The organism is Aquimixticola soesokkakensis (assembly GCF_900172375.1).
GTDB classification, from domain to species: domain Bacteria; phylum Pseudomonadota; class Alphaproteobacteria; order Rhodobacterales; family Rhodobacteraceae; genus Aquimixticola; species Aquimixticola soesokkakensis.
This window is the reverse complement of sequence record NZ_FWFS01000017.1, coordinates 1-16712: the sequence shown is the minus strand read 5'-3', so window position 1 is coordinate 16712 and position 16712 is coordinate 1. Positions and strand designations below refer to the sequence as shown.

The 16712-nt window shown below is 59.0% G+C and carries 16 protein-coding genes; 6 read left to right on the top strand and 10 right to left on the bottom strand.

Annotation, left to right across the window (positions count from 1 at the left end; genetic code table 11):
• Positions 1-323: 323 nt before the first annotated feature.
• The gene (locus AQS8620_RS16590; protein WP_085838138.1) at positions 324-1385 is read left to right on the top strand and encodes a DUF2806 domain-containing protein; all 1062 of its coding nucleotides are present in this window, start codon (positions 324-326) and stop codon (positions 1383-1385) included.
• A 320-nt stretch (positions 1386-1705) separates the two neighbouring features.
• On the opposite strand, the gene AQS8620_RS16585 is transcribed toward AQS8620_RS16590, so the two are convergent.
• The 3 genes from AQS8620_RS16585 to AQS8620_RS16575 all read right to left on the bottom strand — a co-directional run bounded on the left by AQS8620_RS16585 (position 1706) and on the right by AQS8620_RS16575 (position 4094).
• Complete coding sequence (locus tag AQS8620_RS16585) at positions 1706-2245, bottom strand: hypothetical protein (protein WP_143267578.1); 540 nt, start codon at positions 2243-2245, stop codon at positions 1706-1708.
• 221 nt (positions 2246-2466) lie between these two features.
• On the bottom strand, positions 2467-3099 hold the full coding sequence (locus AQS8620_RS16580) for a tyrosine-type recombinase/integrase (RefSeq protein ID WP_085838141.1): 633 nt from the start codon (positions 3097-3099) through the stop codon (positions 2467-2469).
• Between the two features lie 155 nt (positions 3100-3254).
• The gene (locus AQS8620_RS16575) at positions 3255-4094 is read right to left on the bottom strand and encodes a LysR family transcriptional regulator (RefSeq protein ID WP_159453270.1); all 840 of its coding nucleotides are present in this window, start codon (positions 4092-4094) and stop codon (positions 3255-3257) included.
• Between the two features lie 112 nt (positions 4095-4206).
• Between AQS8620_RS16575 and AQS8620_RS16570 the strand changes: the two genes are divergently transcribed.
• A complete protein-coding gene (locus AQS8620_RS16570) occupies positions 4207-5175 on the top strand; it encodes a quinone oxidoreductase family protein (RefSeq protein ID WP_085838135.1) in 969 nt (322 codons plus the stop codon).
• Between the two features lie 71 nt (positions 5176-5246).
• On the opposite strand, the gene AQS8620_RS16565 is transcribed toward AQS8620_RS16570, so the two are convergent.
• The 3 genes from AQS8620_RS16565 to AQS8620_RS16555 form a co-directional block, all read right to left on the bottom strand.
• Entirely contained in the window at positions 5247-5819 is a 573-nt protein-coding gene (locus tag AQS8620_RS16565; RefSeq protein WP_085838134.1) for a recombinase family protein, read from the bottom strand.
• 377 nt (positions 5820-6196) lie between these two features.
• Positions 6197-7264: an alpha/beta hydrolase gene (locus tag AQS8620_RS16560; protein ID WP_085838133.1), complete on the bottom strand. Its 1068-nt coding sequence runs from the start codon at positions 7262-7264 to the stop codon at positions 6197-6199.
• Between the two features lie 85 nt (positions 7265-7349).
• The gene (locus AQS8620_RS16555; protein WP_085838132.1) at positions 7350-8420 is read right to left on the bottom strand and encodes a PQQ-dependent sugar dehydrogenase; all 1071 of its coding nucleotides are present in this window, start codon (positions 8418-8420) and stop codon (positions 7350-7352) included.
• Between the two features lie 280 nt (positions 8421-8700).
• Here AQS8620_RS16555 and AQS8620_RS16550 point away from each other — a divergent pair, with 280 nt between their 5' ends.
• Positions 8701-9459 (top strand): carboxymuconolactone decarboxylase family protein, encoded by a 759-nt coding sequence (locus tag AQS8620_RS16550; RefSeq protein ID WP_066009864.1) that lies wholly within the window; start codon positions 8701-8703, stop codon positions 9457-9459.
• Between the two features lie 3 nt (positions 9460-9462).
• Here AQS8620_RS16550 and AQS8620_RS16545 read toward each other — a convergent pair whose 3' ends face one another.
• On the bottom strand, positions 9463-10356 hold the full coding sequence (locus tag AQS8620_RS16545) for a LysR family transcriptional regulator (protein ID WP_085838131.1): 894 nt from the start codon (positions 10354-10356) through the stop codon (positions 9463-9465).
• A gap of 192 nt (positions 10357-10548) precedes the next feature.
• Between AQS8620_RS16545 and AQS8620_RS16540 the strand changes: the two genes are divergently transcribed.
• The 3 genes from AQS8620_RS16540 to AQS8620_RS16530 all read left to right on the top strand — a co-directional run bounded on the left by AQS8620_RS16540 (position 10549) and on the right by AQS8620_RS16530 (position 13359).
• The gene (locus tag AQS8620_RS16540) at positions 10549-10944 is read left to right on the top strand and encodes a (R)-mandelonitrile lyase (protein ID WP_085838140.1); all 396 of its coding nucleotides are present in this window, start codon (positions 10549-10551) and stop codon (positions 10942-10944) included.
• Positions 10945-11056: 112 nt separating this feature from the next.
• Entirely contained in the window at positions 11057-12106 is a 1050-nt protein-coding gene (locus tag AQS8620_RS16535) for an NAD(P)-dependent alcohol dehydrogenase (RefSeq protein WP_085838130.1), read from the top strand.
• Positions 12107-12183: 77 nt separating this feature from the next.
• On the top strand, positions 12184-13359 hold the full coding sequence (locus tag AQS8620_RS16530; protein WP_141693071.1) for an MFS transporter: 1176 nt from the start codon (positions 12184-12186) through the stop codon (positions 13357-13359).
• A 60-nt stretch (positions 13360-13419) separates the two neighbouring features.
• Here the strand turns inward: AQS8620_RS16530 and AQS8620_RS16525 are convergent, their stop codons facing one another.
• From AQS8620_RS16525 to AQS8620_RS16515, 3 genes are all read right to left on the bottom strand, one after another.
• A complete protein-coding gene (locus AQS8620_RS16525) occupies positions 13420-14649 on the bottom strand; it encodes a multidrug effflux MFS transporter (RefSeq protein WP_200809651.1) in 1230 nt (409 codons plus the stop codon).
• Positions 14646-15629, bottom strand: coding sequence for an aldo/keto reductase (locus tag AQS8620_RS16520; RefSeq protein ID WP_085838129.1), 984 nt, complete (start codon positions 15627-15629; stop codon positions 14646-14648). Before AQS8620_RS16520 ends, AQS8620_RS16525 begins: the two co-directional genes overlap by 4 nt.
• A 160-nt stretch (positions 15630-15789) precedes the next feature.
• On the bottom strand, positions 15790-16712 hold a 923-nt coding region (locus tag AQS8620_RS16515; protein ID WP_143267576.1), incomplete at its 5' end, for an aldo/keto reductase.

Sequence of the window (16712 nt, the reverse complement as noted above, 5' to 3'; positions counted from 1 at the left end):
GTCGTAAAACAGCTGCGCCGGTGCTTCTTGCCTGCCCATCATGCCGAAATCCTCCAATCCCCTCGTAGTCGAGTGAATCGAAAGACTTGCCGCAGCGCAACAAAGACTTTTTCAACAGCATGGGCGGAAACCGGACCTTCGCTGCGAGCGCAAATGTCTAGGACGGACACAGTACTGGCAGACATTCGGGCAAGGGCTGAGCCGGGGCGCTGTAGGCCGCTACAGCTAGCACGCCGCACCATTTTAAAGCTATGAAAGGCTTTTCAAAAAGTCGGATGACTCGATCATCATCTTGCGGTGCATCGCCCTGCAGGTAATACTGATTGTGTGCCGATGCCGCAGCACTTCTGGAGAACGCCTTGGATCAAGAGTCAACGAATTTACCCGCGCAAATTGCTGACGCTCTCGTATCAATTCCGAAGGGCCTAACGCCGGGTGTTGTCAAGGCTCTGGACCGACTCGTTGGGGCTTCGGTAGACATCCCAATCGCGTGGCTCCAGCAAAAGAAAGCGAAAATAGATGCGCAAACCGAGTCATACAAGTTGGTTGAGGCAAGCATCGCTGAAACTGTCGCGTCAGGGGCGGGTGCTGATCCAGACATTGCGCAACGTGCTATGAATAAACTCGTAAGAAAAGAGTATAGGAAGCAAGTGAACCGAGAAGCCGTTGCTTCCGCAATGGTAGAGGACTTGCGAGATCAATCCTCAAGCGAAGAAAATTTGGCCACGGGCTCCGAGCCTACCTCAGAGGTGGACGACGATTGGTTAAACGTCTTTGAGCGATATGCCGAAGACGCTTCGAGTGAACGCCTTCAAGGATTGTGGGGAAAAGTGCTGGCTGGCGAAGTCCGCCAACCGGGGCGCTTCTCAACGAGAACCTTGAGGTTCCTATCTGAGTTCTCTCAAGCTGATGCTCTCCTATTTGAAACTTTTGCCAAAAGTGCCTTCGGAGACAGTGCGCCGAAGAATCTTGTAGCTCCGAAGGATCAAGAAAACATCGGCAATCTAATCTACCTTGAAGCAAGTGGCCTTATTCAGGGAGCCAGCGGCCTAGGTCTACAAAAGACATTAACGTTCAATAAAGATGGCCGATCATTCGCTCGCGAGGGTAACTTAATAGTTGTTCTGACTGGTGAACCCGAGAAAAAGGTTAAATATAGCGCTATCGTTTTAACCCAACTTGGCCAAGAAGTGCTTTGCTTGGTAGGAAGTCGAAATGCTCGAGAATCTGCCCAAGCAGTTGCGCACGCGATTCGCAATCCAAATATCCACGAAGCGCATCTTGGCGTGTTGACCGATGAAAAGACCGGGAAAATCAACTTAATGGAGGTTCTTTGGGTTAAAGAAACTCCAGAAGCGCCAATCGTTGAGGGAAGCCAAGACTAGGTTCTTTAAGCCTTGGCTACTCGGCAGCTAGGGTGACGCGCCCCCTCTGCCACGGTAGCAGCACCAGCGGGCGGGGCCTCTTGCGCACCACGCGCACGCTATGCACTTTCACGCCGCCGCGGCGAATGTCCGCAATGCAGGCTGCGAACGCAGCATTCGACAACTGAGCTTAAGGTCCGGATTGGGCCGCAAGCTTCCGCCATCCGGGGACTGCCGCGCTGCTGGGGTACCGCTTTTAGTTCGTAATGCCTGATTGAACCGTTGCCGCGAACGACTGCTTTTGTCTGTTTCTGCGAGTCCGCGGACGATGAATTATTTGGTCAGGAAACGAAGTCGGCGCAACTTGCCAAAGTCAGTGCGGGGAAGGGCGCGGCTTCTGCAAAATCGCGAGCGATTATTGCCGCTTGGCATTCCCGAGGGACAGGCACGCCATCGACATAGGCCACAAACACGTAAATTCTCAATGCAGTACCGTTTTCGCGCCTGTAATCGACACGCCGAGCGATCAGTTCGGGATAAAGGGAAGGCTCCAGACTATTCCAGTTTTGCTGGTCGCCTCTACGTTCAAAAAGGGACTTCGCTGAACTCCAATCTTTTTCGAGAAGGGCAAGAACCTCCGGGCCTGACTCTAGCCCCGGCGTGGCATTGAGATCGACCACCTCCAACCGGCCAGATGAATCGAGCGCAATGGCTTCATCTACGAACGACAAATCAAAGCCACCCATAGCAATCATTCGAAAAAGGCTTTCAGCGGACGCTCCGCTCGCAAAGCAGAGAAAAACCATAATTGGGCCCATTACCCGTTTAAGCATAGTTTGCCTTTCTTCTTTATAAATGTTGTTGCGTTTCAAATGTGGCACGAAAATCTTCTGCCACAAAGGGCGCGCCTTCTCGCAAATCATGGGACCAAGACTCCCATGGCTAGCGGAAAAACGCCACGCGCCTTGTCCGCACTGCCGACCTCGGACGGTTGGAAATGCTGCGGCGAGGATGGATGACCGCTTCGGTGCCGCCGCGTTGCGGCGGACGTTGCCTGGTTGAAGGTACGGAAAAGGGCCGTCAGTCACGACGGCCCAAAGGGTCAGATTTCTATGGTCTCGGCGAGTGTCAACGCATCTTCGAGCTCGACTCCAAGATATCTCACGGTGCTATCCATCTTGGTGTGGCCGAGCAGGAGCTGGACGGCACGCAGGTTGCCGGTCTTCTTGTAGATCTGCGTCACTTTTGTGCGCCGCACAGAGTGTGTGCCATAAGCGCTGGCTTCGAGGCCAATCGACGTCACCCAGTTGCGGACGATCCGGGCGTATTGGCGGGTCGAGATATGCAGCCGTTCGTGAAAGCGGCCAGGCCATAGGTACTCGGAGCCAATCATCAGAGGCTCTCGCATCCATCGTTCGAGAGAGCTACGCGTGCCTTCCGACATCTCGAACCGCACCGGCTTCTTCGTCTTGCTTTGCAGCACGGAAGCCCGTTCCTTGATCTGGCCCGCTGCCATGATGTCGACGACCTTCATCTTGACCAGGGCGCAGCCGCGCAACTTACTATCTATCGCTAGATTGAACAGCGCCAGATCCCGATGGTTTTCCGCAAGTTCAAGCCTGACCCTGATCGCCCAAACGTGTTTCGGCTTAAGCGGTCTCTTCTGGCCGACGATGCGGCCCTTATTCCAAGCGGTACGACGTGCGCGAATGGCGGGTAAGTTTGGTATGTCCATGACAAATCCTCCGATCCGCCACGCCCTCCCCATCGACAACACGATGCTGACATCGCATCATACCATAAAATGCCGCGCGGCGGCTGATGGCGGTTTTGAGCCCAATGTGACCAATGCTGCGCGCTGTCTGAAGGGCCATCTCCCGAGCGGAGATCTCATTTGAACGCCATTCGCAAAACGTCGATTGTGCGCTTGATCCGTTCCTGGTGACGCTGCGAGTTATGGGTGACAGACCACACTTCGCGGACGAGAAGTGGTTCACCCGATCCCACTAGCGTCAATTCGTTTTTGTCTGCTGTCAGGAAATCTGGAAGCACTGCAATACCGCCCTTCGCCATGACTGCCGCCATTTGCAGATCGACGTCATCCACATAGCAGGCAAACTTTCCGCCAGCTATCCGGTTGAGAGCGACCTGTTGTGGCATAGCGTCCCGTACGTCGCCCTGACCAACATACCGCCACTCTTCCTCGGGAGTGTTCGCGATGTACGCGCGGTGTGCATAAAGACGAAACGCGACGGATCCGAGTTTGGAGACCGCCAGATCACCGGTCTGGGGGCGCGTCAGGCGCACCGCGATGTCGGCCTCATTCCGCAGCAGAGAGGCGAATGCGATTTCTCCGGTGAGTTGTATCTCCAATTTTGGGTATTCTTTCCCGAGGGATAGAAGCGGCGCAATCAACAGGGCCTTGGCCAAAGCGGGTGGTGCGGAGATTTTAACCCGGCCGCTCATGCCCAAGTGCATCCCTGCGGCACATCTCGCCGCCAAATGCGCCGCCTCCATCATCGGCCGGGTTGCATCGGCAAAATCGCGCCCCGCCGCAGTTAGAGCCAGTTGCCGCCCGCGCCGGTCGAACAGTGCCAGACCGGTCTCGCTTTCGAGTGCCTGTATCCGTCTGGTCACCGTGGTGCGCTCAACCCCTAGCTCACGCGCAGCGGCAGCGGTGCTTCCGGTTTCGACCAGGGCGACGAAGAAGCGAATGTTCTCCCAATCCATCCATCTCACCATAAAAGTGCAATTTTGCATCATTATAGTGTATATTATACGCATTCCAATATGCTCGGATGTCACGAATAGTCCGCCTCGTCAGATCGGAAAAAGGTGCATCATGACCCATGTCGTCGAACTATCCGCCCCAGGTGGGGTGCAAAATCTATCGTTTGTCTCGCGTGAGATCGGCACGCCCGGCCCCGGAGAAATCCGTTTGCGTCAGACTGGTGCGGGCGTGAATTTCATCGACATCTATCAACGCAAGGGGATCTATCCACTTTCTATGCCTGCTGTGCTCGGCGTGGAAGGCGCGGGTGTGGTGGAAGCCGTCGGCGAAGGTGTCACCCAATTCGCAGTGGGGGATCGTATCGGCTATGCTGGGGCTGTAGGTGGATATGCCGAAGCGCGGCTGCTGCCCGCCTGGCGCGGCGCAAAGCTGCCCCAAGATGTTTCAAGCGAACTCGCGGCCAGCAGCCTGTTGAGGGCCTGCACTGCGCATATGCTGCTTCACAAGGTTCATCAGGTGACGCCGGGAACGACGATTCTGATCCATGCCGGTGCCGGGGGCCTCGCCAGCATCGTCATGCCTTGGGCCAAACGAATGGGAGCTCGGATCATGGCAACGGTGAGCACTGACGCAAAAGCGGACCTCGCTCTGGCCAACGGGGCTGACACGGTTATCATCGGGCGAAACGCGGACATTGCAGGGGAAGCGAGAAAGTGGACCGACGGCCTAGGCGTGGATTTTACCATTGATGGCATCGGGGAGCCAACCTTCAGGGCTTCATTGGAGGCGACCGCTAAGTTTGGGACATTCGCAAGCGTCGGCCAAGCAGGCGGCCCGCTTGTCAAGCTCTCGGCCAATGACCTCGGGCCACAAAGAAGCGTTGCCTTTCACTTGCCAAGCGTGATGGCCTATCTCGCGGACCCTCTCCGTTATGAGAGTGTCATCCGCGCGTCGATCACCGCGCTGAGCGCCGGGCCCGAGAGAATGGTAGGGCCAAAATTTGCACTTTCCGATGCCAGCGCAGCACAATCTTCTCTTGAGAATGGCGCGACCACTGGCATGCCACTCCTCGTGATTTGAGCAAAACAGAAAGCTGCCTTTCGCGCCTTGAAGTTAATAGGCAGCTTTGTCCCATATAGCTGCCAGCGGACCTAATCCGGGTCTGCGTCCGCTTTGGTATTTCCTGTATCCAGCGCCCTGTATACGGTCATGCGCGAAACACCCAGGTCTCGGGCAATCTGGGCTTTGGACGTGCCAGCTGCAGCCAGTCTCTGAATTTCAGCGTCATCGACCTTCTTCTGCCGCCCCTTGTAGATCCCTTTACCCTTTGCGGCCTCAATCCCTGCGCGCTGGCGGTCGCGAATGAACTTTAGCTCCATGTCAGCGACCATGCCGAGGACAGTGATCACCATGCGCCCCATATCGCCTGCCGTCGTCACCTCGGGTTCAAGGATACGCAACGATGCGCCCTTCGCATCCAGCTCATGCACCAGATTCAGAACGTCTCGGGTTGACCGCCCAAGGCGGTCGAGGCGATGCACGACCAGTTCGTCACCTGCACGCAAAAACTCTAGGACGGTTGCCAGTTCGGTGCGACCGTCACGGGACGCTCCAGAGCCGGTCTCGGCGCGGATAATTTCGCAGCCTGCCGCCTTCAGCTTGGCTTTCTGGATTTCGAGGTCCTGACTTGTTGAGCTGACGCGAGCGTAACCGATCTTAGGCATGGAAAAATGTCACTTTAGGGTGGCTGAAAACCTGATACTGTCACTATGCCTGCCGCGCCACTCATTTGTGACATTTTATGCTGTCACATTTATGCGTCTCTCAAGGGTGTGCCCAAATGTTACGATTTCGGCGGGAAAGCCCACTCATATCTTTGCCGACCCTCGGGCGTGGCTATCCATGCTTCGAGTTCCGCGTATAGGCGTGCGACATTGCGGCGACGGCGCGCCTCGAAACCGCGCAATTCATCTATTGGAATACCAAGGCCGACAGCGAGGCGCTCCAAGACATCCTCTGTGGGTTGCGTGAAGGAACGGGCCTCTTCAGGTAGTGTCTTCATTTGACTTTCCTTGTTTTTTGGGGGGGGGCGCCTCTTGGCTCACGCGGACAGGTTGTCGTCGAAGAAAGACTGCAGCTTGTCCCATGGAATGATGCCGACCTTGTCGTAAAGGTCGACGTGACCGGCTTCAGGAACCAGATAGAGTTCCTTGGGCTCTGCCGCGCGCTGATATGCCTGCTCACTGAAGAACAGCGAATGTGCGTTTTCACCCGCGATCAGCAGCACCGGCCGCGGCGAGATCATGTCAACATGATCGAAAGGCCGGAAGTGCAGGTAAGAGGCGTCCCCAGAGACGGCCATCGCCGTCGTGGCCCTGGGATGTGCGCCACGCGGCGTACGGTAGTAGTCGAAGAATTCGCGCGTGATCGGATCGGTGTCTTCGGCGAGGACTTCGGGCAAGGCCCCGTAGCGGACGGGGTCGCCATCGGCTTCGGCCCAGCGTTGCGCTCCGATCTCGGACAAGGTCTGGATGCGCGCCTCGTCGCTCAGGGGCTGTCCGTTCCAAGCCCATTTGGCGCCGCCCATGTCATACATGCTGACGGTTGCTACGGCTTTGATCCTGGGATCGATCTGCGCCGCCGCGAGGGAATAGCCGCCGCTCGCGCAGACGCCGATGACGCCGATGCGCTCCCGGTCCACGAACGGCAGATGCCCCAGGAAGTCGACGCCGGCGCTGAAATCCTCGACCGTCGCCTCCGGAGAGGAGATGAAATGTGGTTGTCCGCCGCTTTCACCGTTGAAGGAGGCGTCGTGGGCAATCGTGACGAAGCCACGTTCCGCCATGGTCTGAGCATAGAGACCGGCGGTCTGTTCCTTCACGCCGCCGTAGGGATGCCCGACGATCAGAGCGGCATGGCGCTGTGTCGTGTCCAAGTCCCGGGGCATGTACATGTCGGCGACCAGCTCGATCCCAAGCCGATTGGTGTAGCGGACCTTGCGATGGTCGACGCTGTCGCTCTGGGGAAACACCTTATCCCAGGTTCCCATGTACTGGGCCGAGGCCGGCGTTGCAGCGAAAGTTGCGGCGGCGAGACCAGCCCCTGAGAGCTGCAACAGCATGCGACGGTCGATGCCGCTATTCTTTTGGGGTTGTTCCATTTCATTCATTGAGGATAGCTCCTTCTTAGAGGTTCAAGAGGCGGTCGCCGCGCGGTTTTTTTGCAGCGGCAGTTGTGACAAGGCGGTGAGGGTGTCAGTCTCGGGTCAGCCGCAAGAGGCGGTCTTCCGAGGGGCCCTCTCCACGCGGGGAACGGTTGGTGGTTATGACCCACAGATCGCTGCCGATGGCTTCGACATCGCGGTAACGCTCGCCGGTCGACAGAACTAGCTTCAGAGAGCGGGCGGCTGCGTCCACGACGAACAGGCCCTGCGCGCCCAGAGCGGCAATCAGCAGTTCCTGCCCCGCAAAAGTTGCGCCGGAGGGTGCCCAAGTCCTGCCTCCGGAGTGTATCCACGGGGCGGTCATGCCGGCGCTCTGTTCATCGCCCTGATCGACGGGCCAGCCGTAGTTATGGTCCGGCAAGATCCGGTTGATTTCGTCATGTGCCGATTGACCATGTTCGACGGCGTAGAGCGCGCCATCCGGACCCCATGCGAGGCCTTGGGGATTCCGATGCCCAAGCGACCAGACCGGGGAGCCGGATGTCGGATTGTCCGCAGGGATCGAGCCGTCGGGCGAGATCCTGAGGATTTTCCCGGCAAGGCTATTCGGATCCTGAGGCCGCTGACGATCTTCCGTCCAGCCAGTCGTGATATAAAGCATCCCGTCTGGCCCGATTCCGAGGCGGCCGCCGTTGTAAAGACGATGCCCGGGAATCCCGTCGATCAGAACGCGGGTTTCATGCCAGGTCTCACCATCAAGCTGCGCCTCGATCACCCGGTTGGACGATCCGTTCGCTTCTTCAATGCTATGGTAGAAGTAACCGGTTCGGTCTCGTGCGAAGGACGGAGATAGCGCCATGCCCAAAAGGCCGCGCCCCCCCTCCCGATAAATCGGACGGGTCGTCGAAAGCGACATGCGTGTCAGGCGGCTGTCCTCGACGCGCAAAATATCGCCCGCCGCTTCTGTTATATAAAGGGTTTCGCCATCGCGCGTGATGTCCCACGGGTAGTCGAGATCACTCGATATGACCTCGACAGACCAATCCTGAGGTGTAGACGCAAGGATCGGACGGTTTTCCTGCGCGTGCGCGCCACCTGCCATCGCAATGAGGCAGAGAATACTGATCGCGAGAGTGCGGGGCGATCCTTGGTGGGTCTGCATGCAGGTATGTCCTTTCCTATGGTCATGCCATAGAGGATAGGTTTCCCGGGTATTCGAGATAATGTGCGGTTTCCTGAAAACATTACTGAGCCATGCTCATCAGTCCTTCGCTGGCCTAGTAGGTTCTGTTACTTATTGCACCTGCTGCCAGTAAACAGGCGTCATGCCCCCCACCCAGAGCAATTCATGGGATGTGTTCATCACAGATATCAACGCGCCAGCATTCCGTAAGTTCTGCGGGAGCTTACCTCTGGTGGGATAACGCCAAAGGAGATCGTTGATGAAGAAAATCGCTGCTACCGCTCTGACCCTGTCGCTTGCTGTCCCCTTCGAAGCTGGCGCTGACCCTCTCCGCGATGCTCGTGCGTCTGTTGCTCCTGCACTGGATAGCTATGCTCAGGGTTTGCTCGATGCCGATGTCTGGCGCCGTGCGGACCTTACGCCTCGCGACCGCAGCTTGGTGACAGTTGCAGTCCTGATCGCACGCACCCAGTCAGATGAATTGCCCTTCCAGATCGAGCGTGCGCTGGAAAACGGGGTCACGCCGACAGAGATCGCCGAGACAATTACCCATCTCGCCTTTTATTCCGGTTGGGCGAATGCCAATGCCGCGATCATCGCCGCCGCGCCGATTTTCGAAGCGCGCGGAATATCTTCAGCCGACCTGCCCGGCGCAGAGGTCGACCCCCTGCCGCTGGACGTCGAAGCCGAAGCTGCACGTGAAGCGAATGTTCAGCAGAATTTTTCCGACGTCGCCCCAGGTGTCGTCGCCGACACGCGCGATGTGCTCTTTAACGATCTATGGTTGCGTCCCGGCCTCGATCCGCGTGATCGCAGCCTCGTGACGGTCGCCGCACTCATCGGTGGCGGCATGCAGGCGCAGATGGGCTACCACCTGAACCGCGCGATGGATAATGGGCTGACGCAGGAGGAAGCGGCAGGGATGCTGAGCCACCTCGCCTATTACGCCGGTTGGCCCAACATCTTCTCCGCCCTCCCGATCGCGCGCGACGTTTTCGATGCCCGCAGTGAGGGTTGACCGTCAGCCCCTGTAGCGCAGCGCCTCGATCAGCAATTTGAATGCTGGCGAGGCGTGGCGCCGACTTGGATAAAAAAGGTGCAGCCCGTCAAAGGGCTGTGACCAACTTCCGAGAACAGCTTCGAGACGTCCGGAGGTCAGATGGTCGGCCACGTAGAAATCAGGCATGAACGATACGCCGATACCGTCAAGTGTGGCGGCGACCATCGGCCCGATCGCGTTGAAGACAAGCTGCCCCGGCGTGTGAACGCGCAACTCCCGGCCATCTTTTTCGAATTCCCAAGCGTAGAGCCCGCCGTGTGAAGGAAGGCGCACGTTGATGCAATTGTGGTCCATGAGATCCTGGGGGGTTTCTGGACGTCCGTGGGCCTGCCAGTAGGCCGGCGTCGCGACACAGAGAAGCCGGACGTCCGGGCCGATCCGCTGCGCGATCATTCCCTCCGAGACGCGACCGCCATAGCGCACACCGGCGTCAAACTGTTCCGAGGCGATGTCTGTCAGATTGTAATCGACGATAATCTCTAGGTTTACATCGGGATATGCTTGGATGACGGGCATAAGTTTGGGCCACAGAAGGCCCTCGACGGCGAAATCAGGTGCCGTCAGCCGGATCGTTCCTGCCGGCGTATCGCGCATTTCAGAAAGTCTTCGGAGCTCGGCCTCGATCTGCTCAAGGTTCGGTGCGAGGGTCTTGAGTAGACGCTCGCCTGCTGGCGTGGTGGAAACGCTTCGGGTCGTTCGCGTGAGCAACCGCAGTCCCAACCGTTCTTCCAGTGCGCGAATGGTGTGACTGAGCGCGGATTGAGACACGCCAATCTGTCCGGCTGCCCGCGTGAAGCTGCGTTCCCTTGCAACGGCCGCGAACGCGATAAGATCGGTGATGTTCTCTCGTAGCATTATCCTGCATAGCTCACAAGTCTAGCGCGGAAGATATCCGCTTTCCCATATATACATGGAGATGACTTTAAAACTAGTGATTTCAGCTCATGACAGACTTCGTTTGGAGGATATTGTCTGCAGCGCATCTTCGGTTACCTGATTGGCTACAACACTGGCGCAATCGCCTCGTGGTCAACAGGAATGAAGCACATGGATATTAAACGAAGCGGTTCGGCACCTTCGAATGTTGGCAACAGCGACTGGTTCACCGGGAGCGTCCGGGTCGATCCTCTCTTCGCGGCCGAAGACCCGGGGCGGGTCAGTGGCGGGGCGGTGACGTTCGAGCCGGGTGCGCGCACCGCATGGCACACGCACCCGGCAGGCCAAACGCTGATCGTCACCTTCGGCCGTGGCCGGGTTCAGCGTGAGGGTGGTCCGGTGCAGGAAATTTATCCGGGAGATGTCGTCTGGTTTCCTGCCGGAGAGAAGCATTGGCACGGGGCTGCACCGGAAGTGGCAATGCAGCATATCGCGATCCAGGAAGCGATCGACGGACGTGTCGTCGACTGGATGGAGCATGTCTCCGAGGACGACTATCTGAGCTGAGCCCGTGTCGGCATACATTTCCCGGTAGCGTGGCGCACCCCTCGGTGTGCCTGCGGCGATGGGCTCGCCGTCGATACCCAGCCCGTGATTTCAAAAATGGAAGGACCTGACGATGACCGTCATGGCTTATGGCGCCTATGCCGCCGATACTCCGTTGGAGTCGATGCAGATCATGCGGCGCGCTCCCGACCCGCATGATGTCGCGATTGCCATCGTCTATTGCGGCATCTGTCACTCTGATCTGCACACAGTGCGCGGTGAATGGGAGGGCACGCTTTTCCCCTGCGTTCCGGGGCACGAGATTGTCGGTCGCGTGACTGCGGTCGGTTCCAACGTCACGACCTTTGAGGTGGGCGATCTCGTGGGCGTCGGCTGCATGGTCGACAGTTGTCAGAGCTGCCCATCCTGCGCGGAAGGGCTTGAGCAGTATTGCGAGGCCGGGATGGTGCCCACCTATAACGGACCAAGCGCGTATGCGCCCTGCCATACCCTCGGTGGCTATGCGCAGGCGATCACCGTGAACGAGAATTTTGTGCTGAAGATTCGGCATGGAGAAGAGCACTTGGCCGCAGTCGCCCCTTTGCTCTGTGCCGGCATCACAACCTGGTCGCCACTACGCCACTGGAACGTCGGCCCGGGCATGAAGGTCGGCATCGTCGGCATCGGCGGGCTGGGACATATGGGCGTGAAGCTGGCCCATGCACTGGGGGCCGAAGTGGTCGCATTTACCACATCGGCTGACAAGTGTGACGCCGCGCTGGCGCTCGGTGCTGATCAGGTGGTCGTTTCGCGCAATGCGAACGAGATGGCTGCGCAGGCAGACAGCTTTGATTTTATCCTGAATACGGTGGCCGCAAGCCACGACCTGGACGCTTATACCGCGCTTCTAAAGCGTGATGGCACAATGACACTCGTCGGTGTGCCCGAGCATGCGCATCCTACACCAGCTGTTTTCAATCTCGTGTCCCGGCGCCGCAGTATCGCCGGATCGATGATAGGCGGCATCGCCGAAACCCAGGAAATGCTCGATTTTTGCGCCGACCAAGGCATCACGGCAGACATCGAACTGATCCGGGCCGACGAGATCGAAGCCGCGTTCGAGCGGATGCGCAAAAGCGATGTGAAATATCGCTTTGTTCTCGATGCGGCATCGCTGGCCTGACTTTTGACAGCCTCGCGCCGCTGCCGCTCATGGGAGAAGGAGCAACGGCGAGGGGCATCCCAACCATGAGGAAAAACATGACCACCTCCTCCGATCCCCTGGACCAGCCGGCATCCGGCCGCGGCGCGGTTCTCTCGATGTCACTTTGTGTGGCGATGCTGATTGCGTCGGAATTCATGCCGGTCAGCCTGCTGACACCGATTGCTGACAGTCTGAACGCAAGTGACGGCCAGACTGGTCAAGCGGTCTCGATCAGCGGCTTCTTCGCAGTTGCTGCGAGTCTGCTGGTATCTACGGCCGCAGGTCGCCTAAACCGGAAATCGGTGCTGCTGACGATGACGGGGCTGATGCTGCTGTCGCTGGTGATGATCGCGGCGGCTCCGAATTTCATCGTGCTAATGATCGCACGGGCCTTGCTGGGCATTTCCATCGGCGGCTTCTGGTCTCTATCCACAGCTGTCATCATGCGTCTGGTGCCTGCGGACCGTGTTTCTGGTTCGCTGGCCTTGATGTTCGCAGGGCAAGCTACCGCAGCAGCCTTTGCGGCGCCAGTCGGGAGCTATCTTGGTGAAGTGATCGGCTGGCGCGGCGTCTTCTGGGCGCTGGTGCCGATCGTTGCATTGGACCTTCTGTGGCAGGCCGTCGCCTTGCCGTCGCTGCCCGCACAGGAAAGCCAGAGCCTGGGGTCCATGTGGCGGGTCCTGCGCCGCCCCTATGTTAGCCGTGCGCTGATCGCGGTGCTGTTCACCTTCTCTGGCGCCTTCGCAATGTTCACCTACCTGCGCCCCTTTCTTGAAACGGTTTCAGGGGTCGGTGTGCAGATGTTGTCGGTGATGCTTCTTGTGCTGGGCTGTGCCGGGTTCATCGGCACTTTCCTCGGTGGACGGCTGACCAACGGGCATCTCATGGCCCTGTTGCGCTATCTTCCGCTGGCGATGGCGGCGGCGACGCTGGCCCTTCTGGGCTTTGGCCATGTGCTGAGTCTTGTTGCGATCCTGCTGGCGGTTTGGGGCGCGATTAATACGGCCCTGCCGATCAGCTGGATGGGCTGGGTAACGCAGGAGGTCGGTGATGCGCCCGAGGCGGCCGGTGGGCTTATGGTCGGTGCGATCCAGCTTGCGATCCTACTGGGGGCAACCATCGGCGGGGCATTGCTTGACCATGTGGGCATCTCAGCCACGTTCATTTGCAGCGCCATTCTACTCGGGGTCGCCGGAGCAATCGTCGGATCTGGTCGCGCCCTGCGTGCATAAGCCTGAAAGATAGATGACGTATCCGTCCTGCGGAGCGGCCGGCGCTCCGCAGGACGAATATCAGTTGCGGGGTCTGGTGGCTAAGACTGCACAAAGCAGACAGCCCAGACCCGATAGTCCGGTGACGATGCCCATCGTCGCAGGCGTACCCGTGGCGAAGCCGCCGACAAGTGCGGAGCCCACCATGCCGCTGCCGTACTGGATCGCCCCGATCAGGGCAGAGGCGCTGCCGGTATCGGTCTCGACCTTCGACAAGCCCCCAGCGATCCCATTGGCAATTAGCAGTCCATTGACGGACACAACCAGAAAATTGCTGATGATGAGGCCCGATACCCCGGCAAGACGGGTGATGGCACAGAGGGCAAACGTCCCGCCGAACACAGCTGCGCCCGCCGCTCCGATCTGGAACAGGCGCCCGCTGCCGACCCTCTCCACCAGTCGCGCATTGGCCAAATTCATCACCATCAGACCGACAATCCCGCCGGCAAAGACCAACGCGTAGACCTGCGGGGTGAGGCCATAGAAATCCACCAGGGCAAAGGGCGTTCCAGCAATGATCCCGAATACACCCATGTAATAAAAGCCCATAGCCGCCGAATAGCCCATTAGCGCGGGGTTGCGAAGAAGCTGTCCATAGGTGGCAAAGGCGCGACGCAGTGGCGTCCGGGTCCGCCTTGGTATCGGCAGGCTTTCGGGAAGGGTCGCGACTGCCAGCGCCGTAACTGTGCCCAGCACAACCAGGATCCAGAAAATCGTGCGCCAACTGCTCCAGACCAATACCTGCGCCCCCAGGCTGGGGCCCAGAAGCGGTGCGATCGCCATCACCGTCATGAGTGTCGATAACACACGGGCCGCTTGATCCCGCCCATAAATGTCGCGGACCATCGCGCGTGCAAGCGCGACGCCCGCACTGGCGCCCAGAGCCTGCACTGTCCGGGCTGCGAGGATCTGCCAAGGCGCTGTCGCAAGCGCACATCCGGCCGACCCAGCGATAAACACCGCCAGACCGAGTAGGAGCGGACCCTTGCGCCCGATGCGGTCGCTTAGTGGTCCCCAGAATAACTGACCCAGACCAAACCCCAGAAGATAGGTGGATACTACAAGCTCGATCTGGCCCTCGCGGGCATCAAGCGCCTTGGCCATCCTCGGAAGTGCGGGCAGGAAAAGGTCGGTCGAGATCGAGGCGAAGGCCAGAAGAGATGCGAGAACTGTCAAGCTCCAGGGGCCGGCTTGGGCGCTCCCAACGACTGAAATATGGCTGGGCGAGGCCATTTCCGCTTGTTCTTTCATCGTCCTGAATAGCCCATGATGTCCTTAGGATAGCGCGCGCCCGTAACGTCGAACCCGGCCGAGAGGCCGTCGATCTCTGCGAACTCTGCCTCACTCAGCACAACATCGGCTGCGCCGAGGTTCTCCTGCAAGCGATTCACCGAACGAGTCCCGAATAGAGGCACGATGAAAGGTCGTTTCGTCAGGAGCCAGGCGAGAGCGACCTGTGCGGGTGTGGCTCCGATGCCTGCGCCGACACGGGCGATGGCCTCGATGAGGGCGCGGTTCTTGGCGATGGCCTCCGGCGAGAAGCGCGGCGTTCGACTGCGGATGTCGTTGGCCTCGAAGCTGGCAGAGGCATTGATCCTGCCCGTCAGAAATCCCTTGCCCAAGGGACTGTAAGGGATAAGACCGATGTCCAGCTTCTCAATCAGGGGCAGGATTTCGGCCTCAGGTTCGCGGGTCCACAGGGAGAATTCGCTTTGCAGTGCCGTGACAGGATAAACCGCGTGGGCCCGTTGGATAGATGCCGCGCCCGCCTCGGACATACCGAAGTGCCGCGCCTTGCCCTCTGCGATCAGATCTTTCACCGTCCCGGCCACGTCTTCCATCGGCACCTTTGGGTCCACGCGGTGCTGATACAGAAGATCAATGCAGTCCACCCGCAGCCGCCTCAATGAGCCCTCGACAGCTCTGCGGATTTGCTCAGGGCGGCTGTTCACATCGCCCAGATGTTTGCCGGTGGTCTGGTCAATGTCCCAGCCAAACTTCGTCGCGATCTGGACGCGATCCCGGACCGGGGCGAGCGCTTCTCCGACAATCTCCTCATTTGTCCAGGGGCCGTAGACCTCGGCCGTGTCAATCAGGCTGACACCTTGATCCACGGCTGTCCTGATGACCTTGATCAGATCGCTTCGGTCCTTGAGTTCACCATATCCCATGGCACCGAGCGCGAGGCAGGAGACCTCAAAGCCCTGGGCGCCTATTCTTCGCATCTGCATAAAATCGCTCCATTCCGATATCTGCCTTGCAGATATGTCTCATCGGATCGGCTGTATAATGGTTGCAGGGACCATTTCATTTATGTGTAAGGTGCATGAATGTAGTGGAAAGCAGGCAGCGCCGCCTAGCTGCCTTGACTATCGGCGCGGTCCATTGTCGTCAGCCGAGTGGACGATCGGATCCACCCGTGAAAGGCTCACCATCTTGCACCGGAGAGCCGTTTTCAAGCCCACGCCGGCGCTGCCAGGCGCCGAAGGCACCATAAGGGTAGCCGCCGGATGTGGGGCGGCTTACCTTTTCGAGGGTTTCAGTCGCCTCCGCTGCAAGGGTGATGTCGGCGGCTCCCAGATTGTCTTGTAGTTGTTCCAGCGTGCGCGCCCCGAAGATCGGAGCTGTAACACCCGGACGCATCGCCAGCCAGCTGAGTGCGATCTGAGCGGGGCTGGCGCTCAGATCGGCGGCGATGCGTTTCACAGCGTCGATCGTCTGCCAGTTCCGGTCGATCTCGGCGTATTCCTCGGTCACCCACTGATACAGTTCGTTGTCGGACCCGGCGCGCGTTTGCGCAGGCGCGCTGCCGCTCCGCTGGTATTTTCCGGTCAGCAGCCCGCCGGCCAGCGGCGACCAAGGCAGAAGGCCCATTCCGTTGTGGATTGCCGCCGGAGCGATTTCCCATTCGATTTCGCGCGAGAGCAGGCTGTATTGCGGCTGGAGTGTTGCCGGAGGGGCGACGCCCAGCTCTCTTGCCGTTGAGGCGAGGAGCTGCACTTCCCATCCGGTGAAGTTCGAAATGCCATAGTGGTGTATCTTGCCCGCCCGGGTCGCGTCATCGAGAAAGCGCAGCGTCTCTTCTATCGGCGTGTGGGGGTCGGAGGCGTGAAGCTGGTAGAGGTCGATCGTTTCGACGTTCAGCCGTTCAAGCGAGGCATCCAGGGCCCGATGGAGGTGGCGGGGGGGTAATCCCCCCCGAAAGTAGGGGGCTGTAAAAGTGGAATTTTCTCGGCAAGATGAACGAGGAGATTTGGAATGAAGACAAGCAAATACACTGAGGCGCAGATTATCGCGATCCTGCGGCAGGCTGA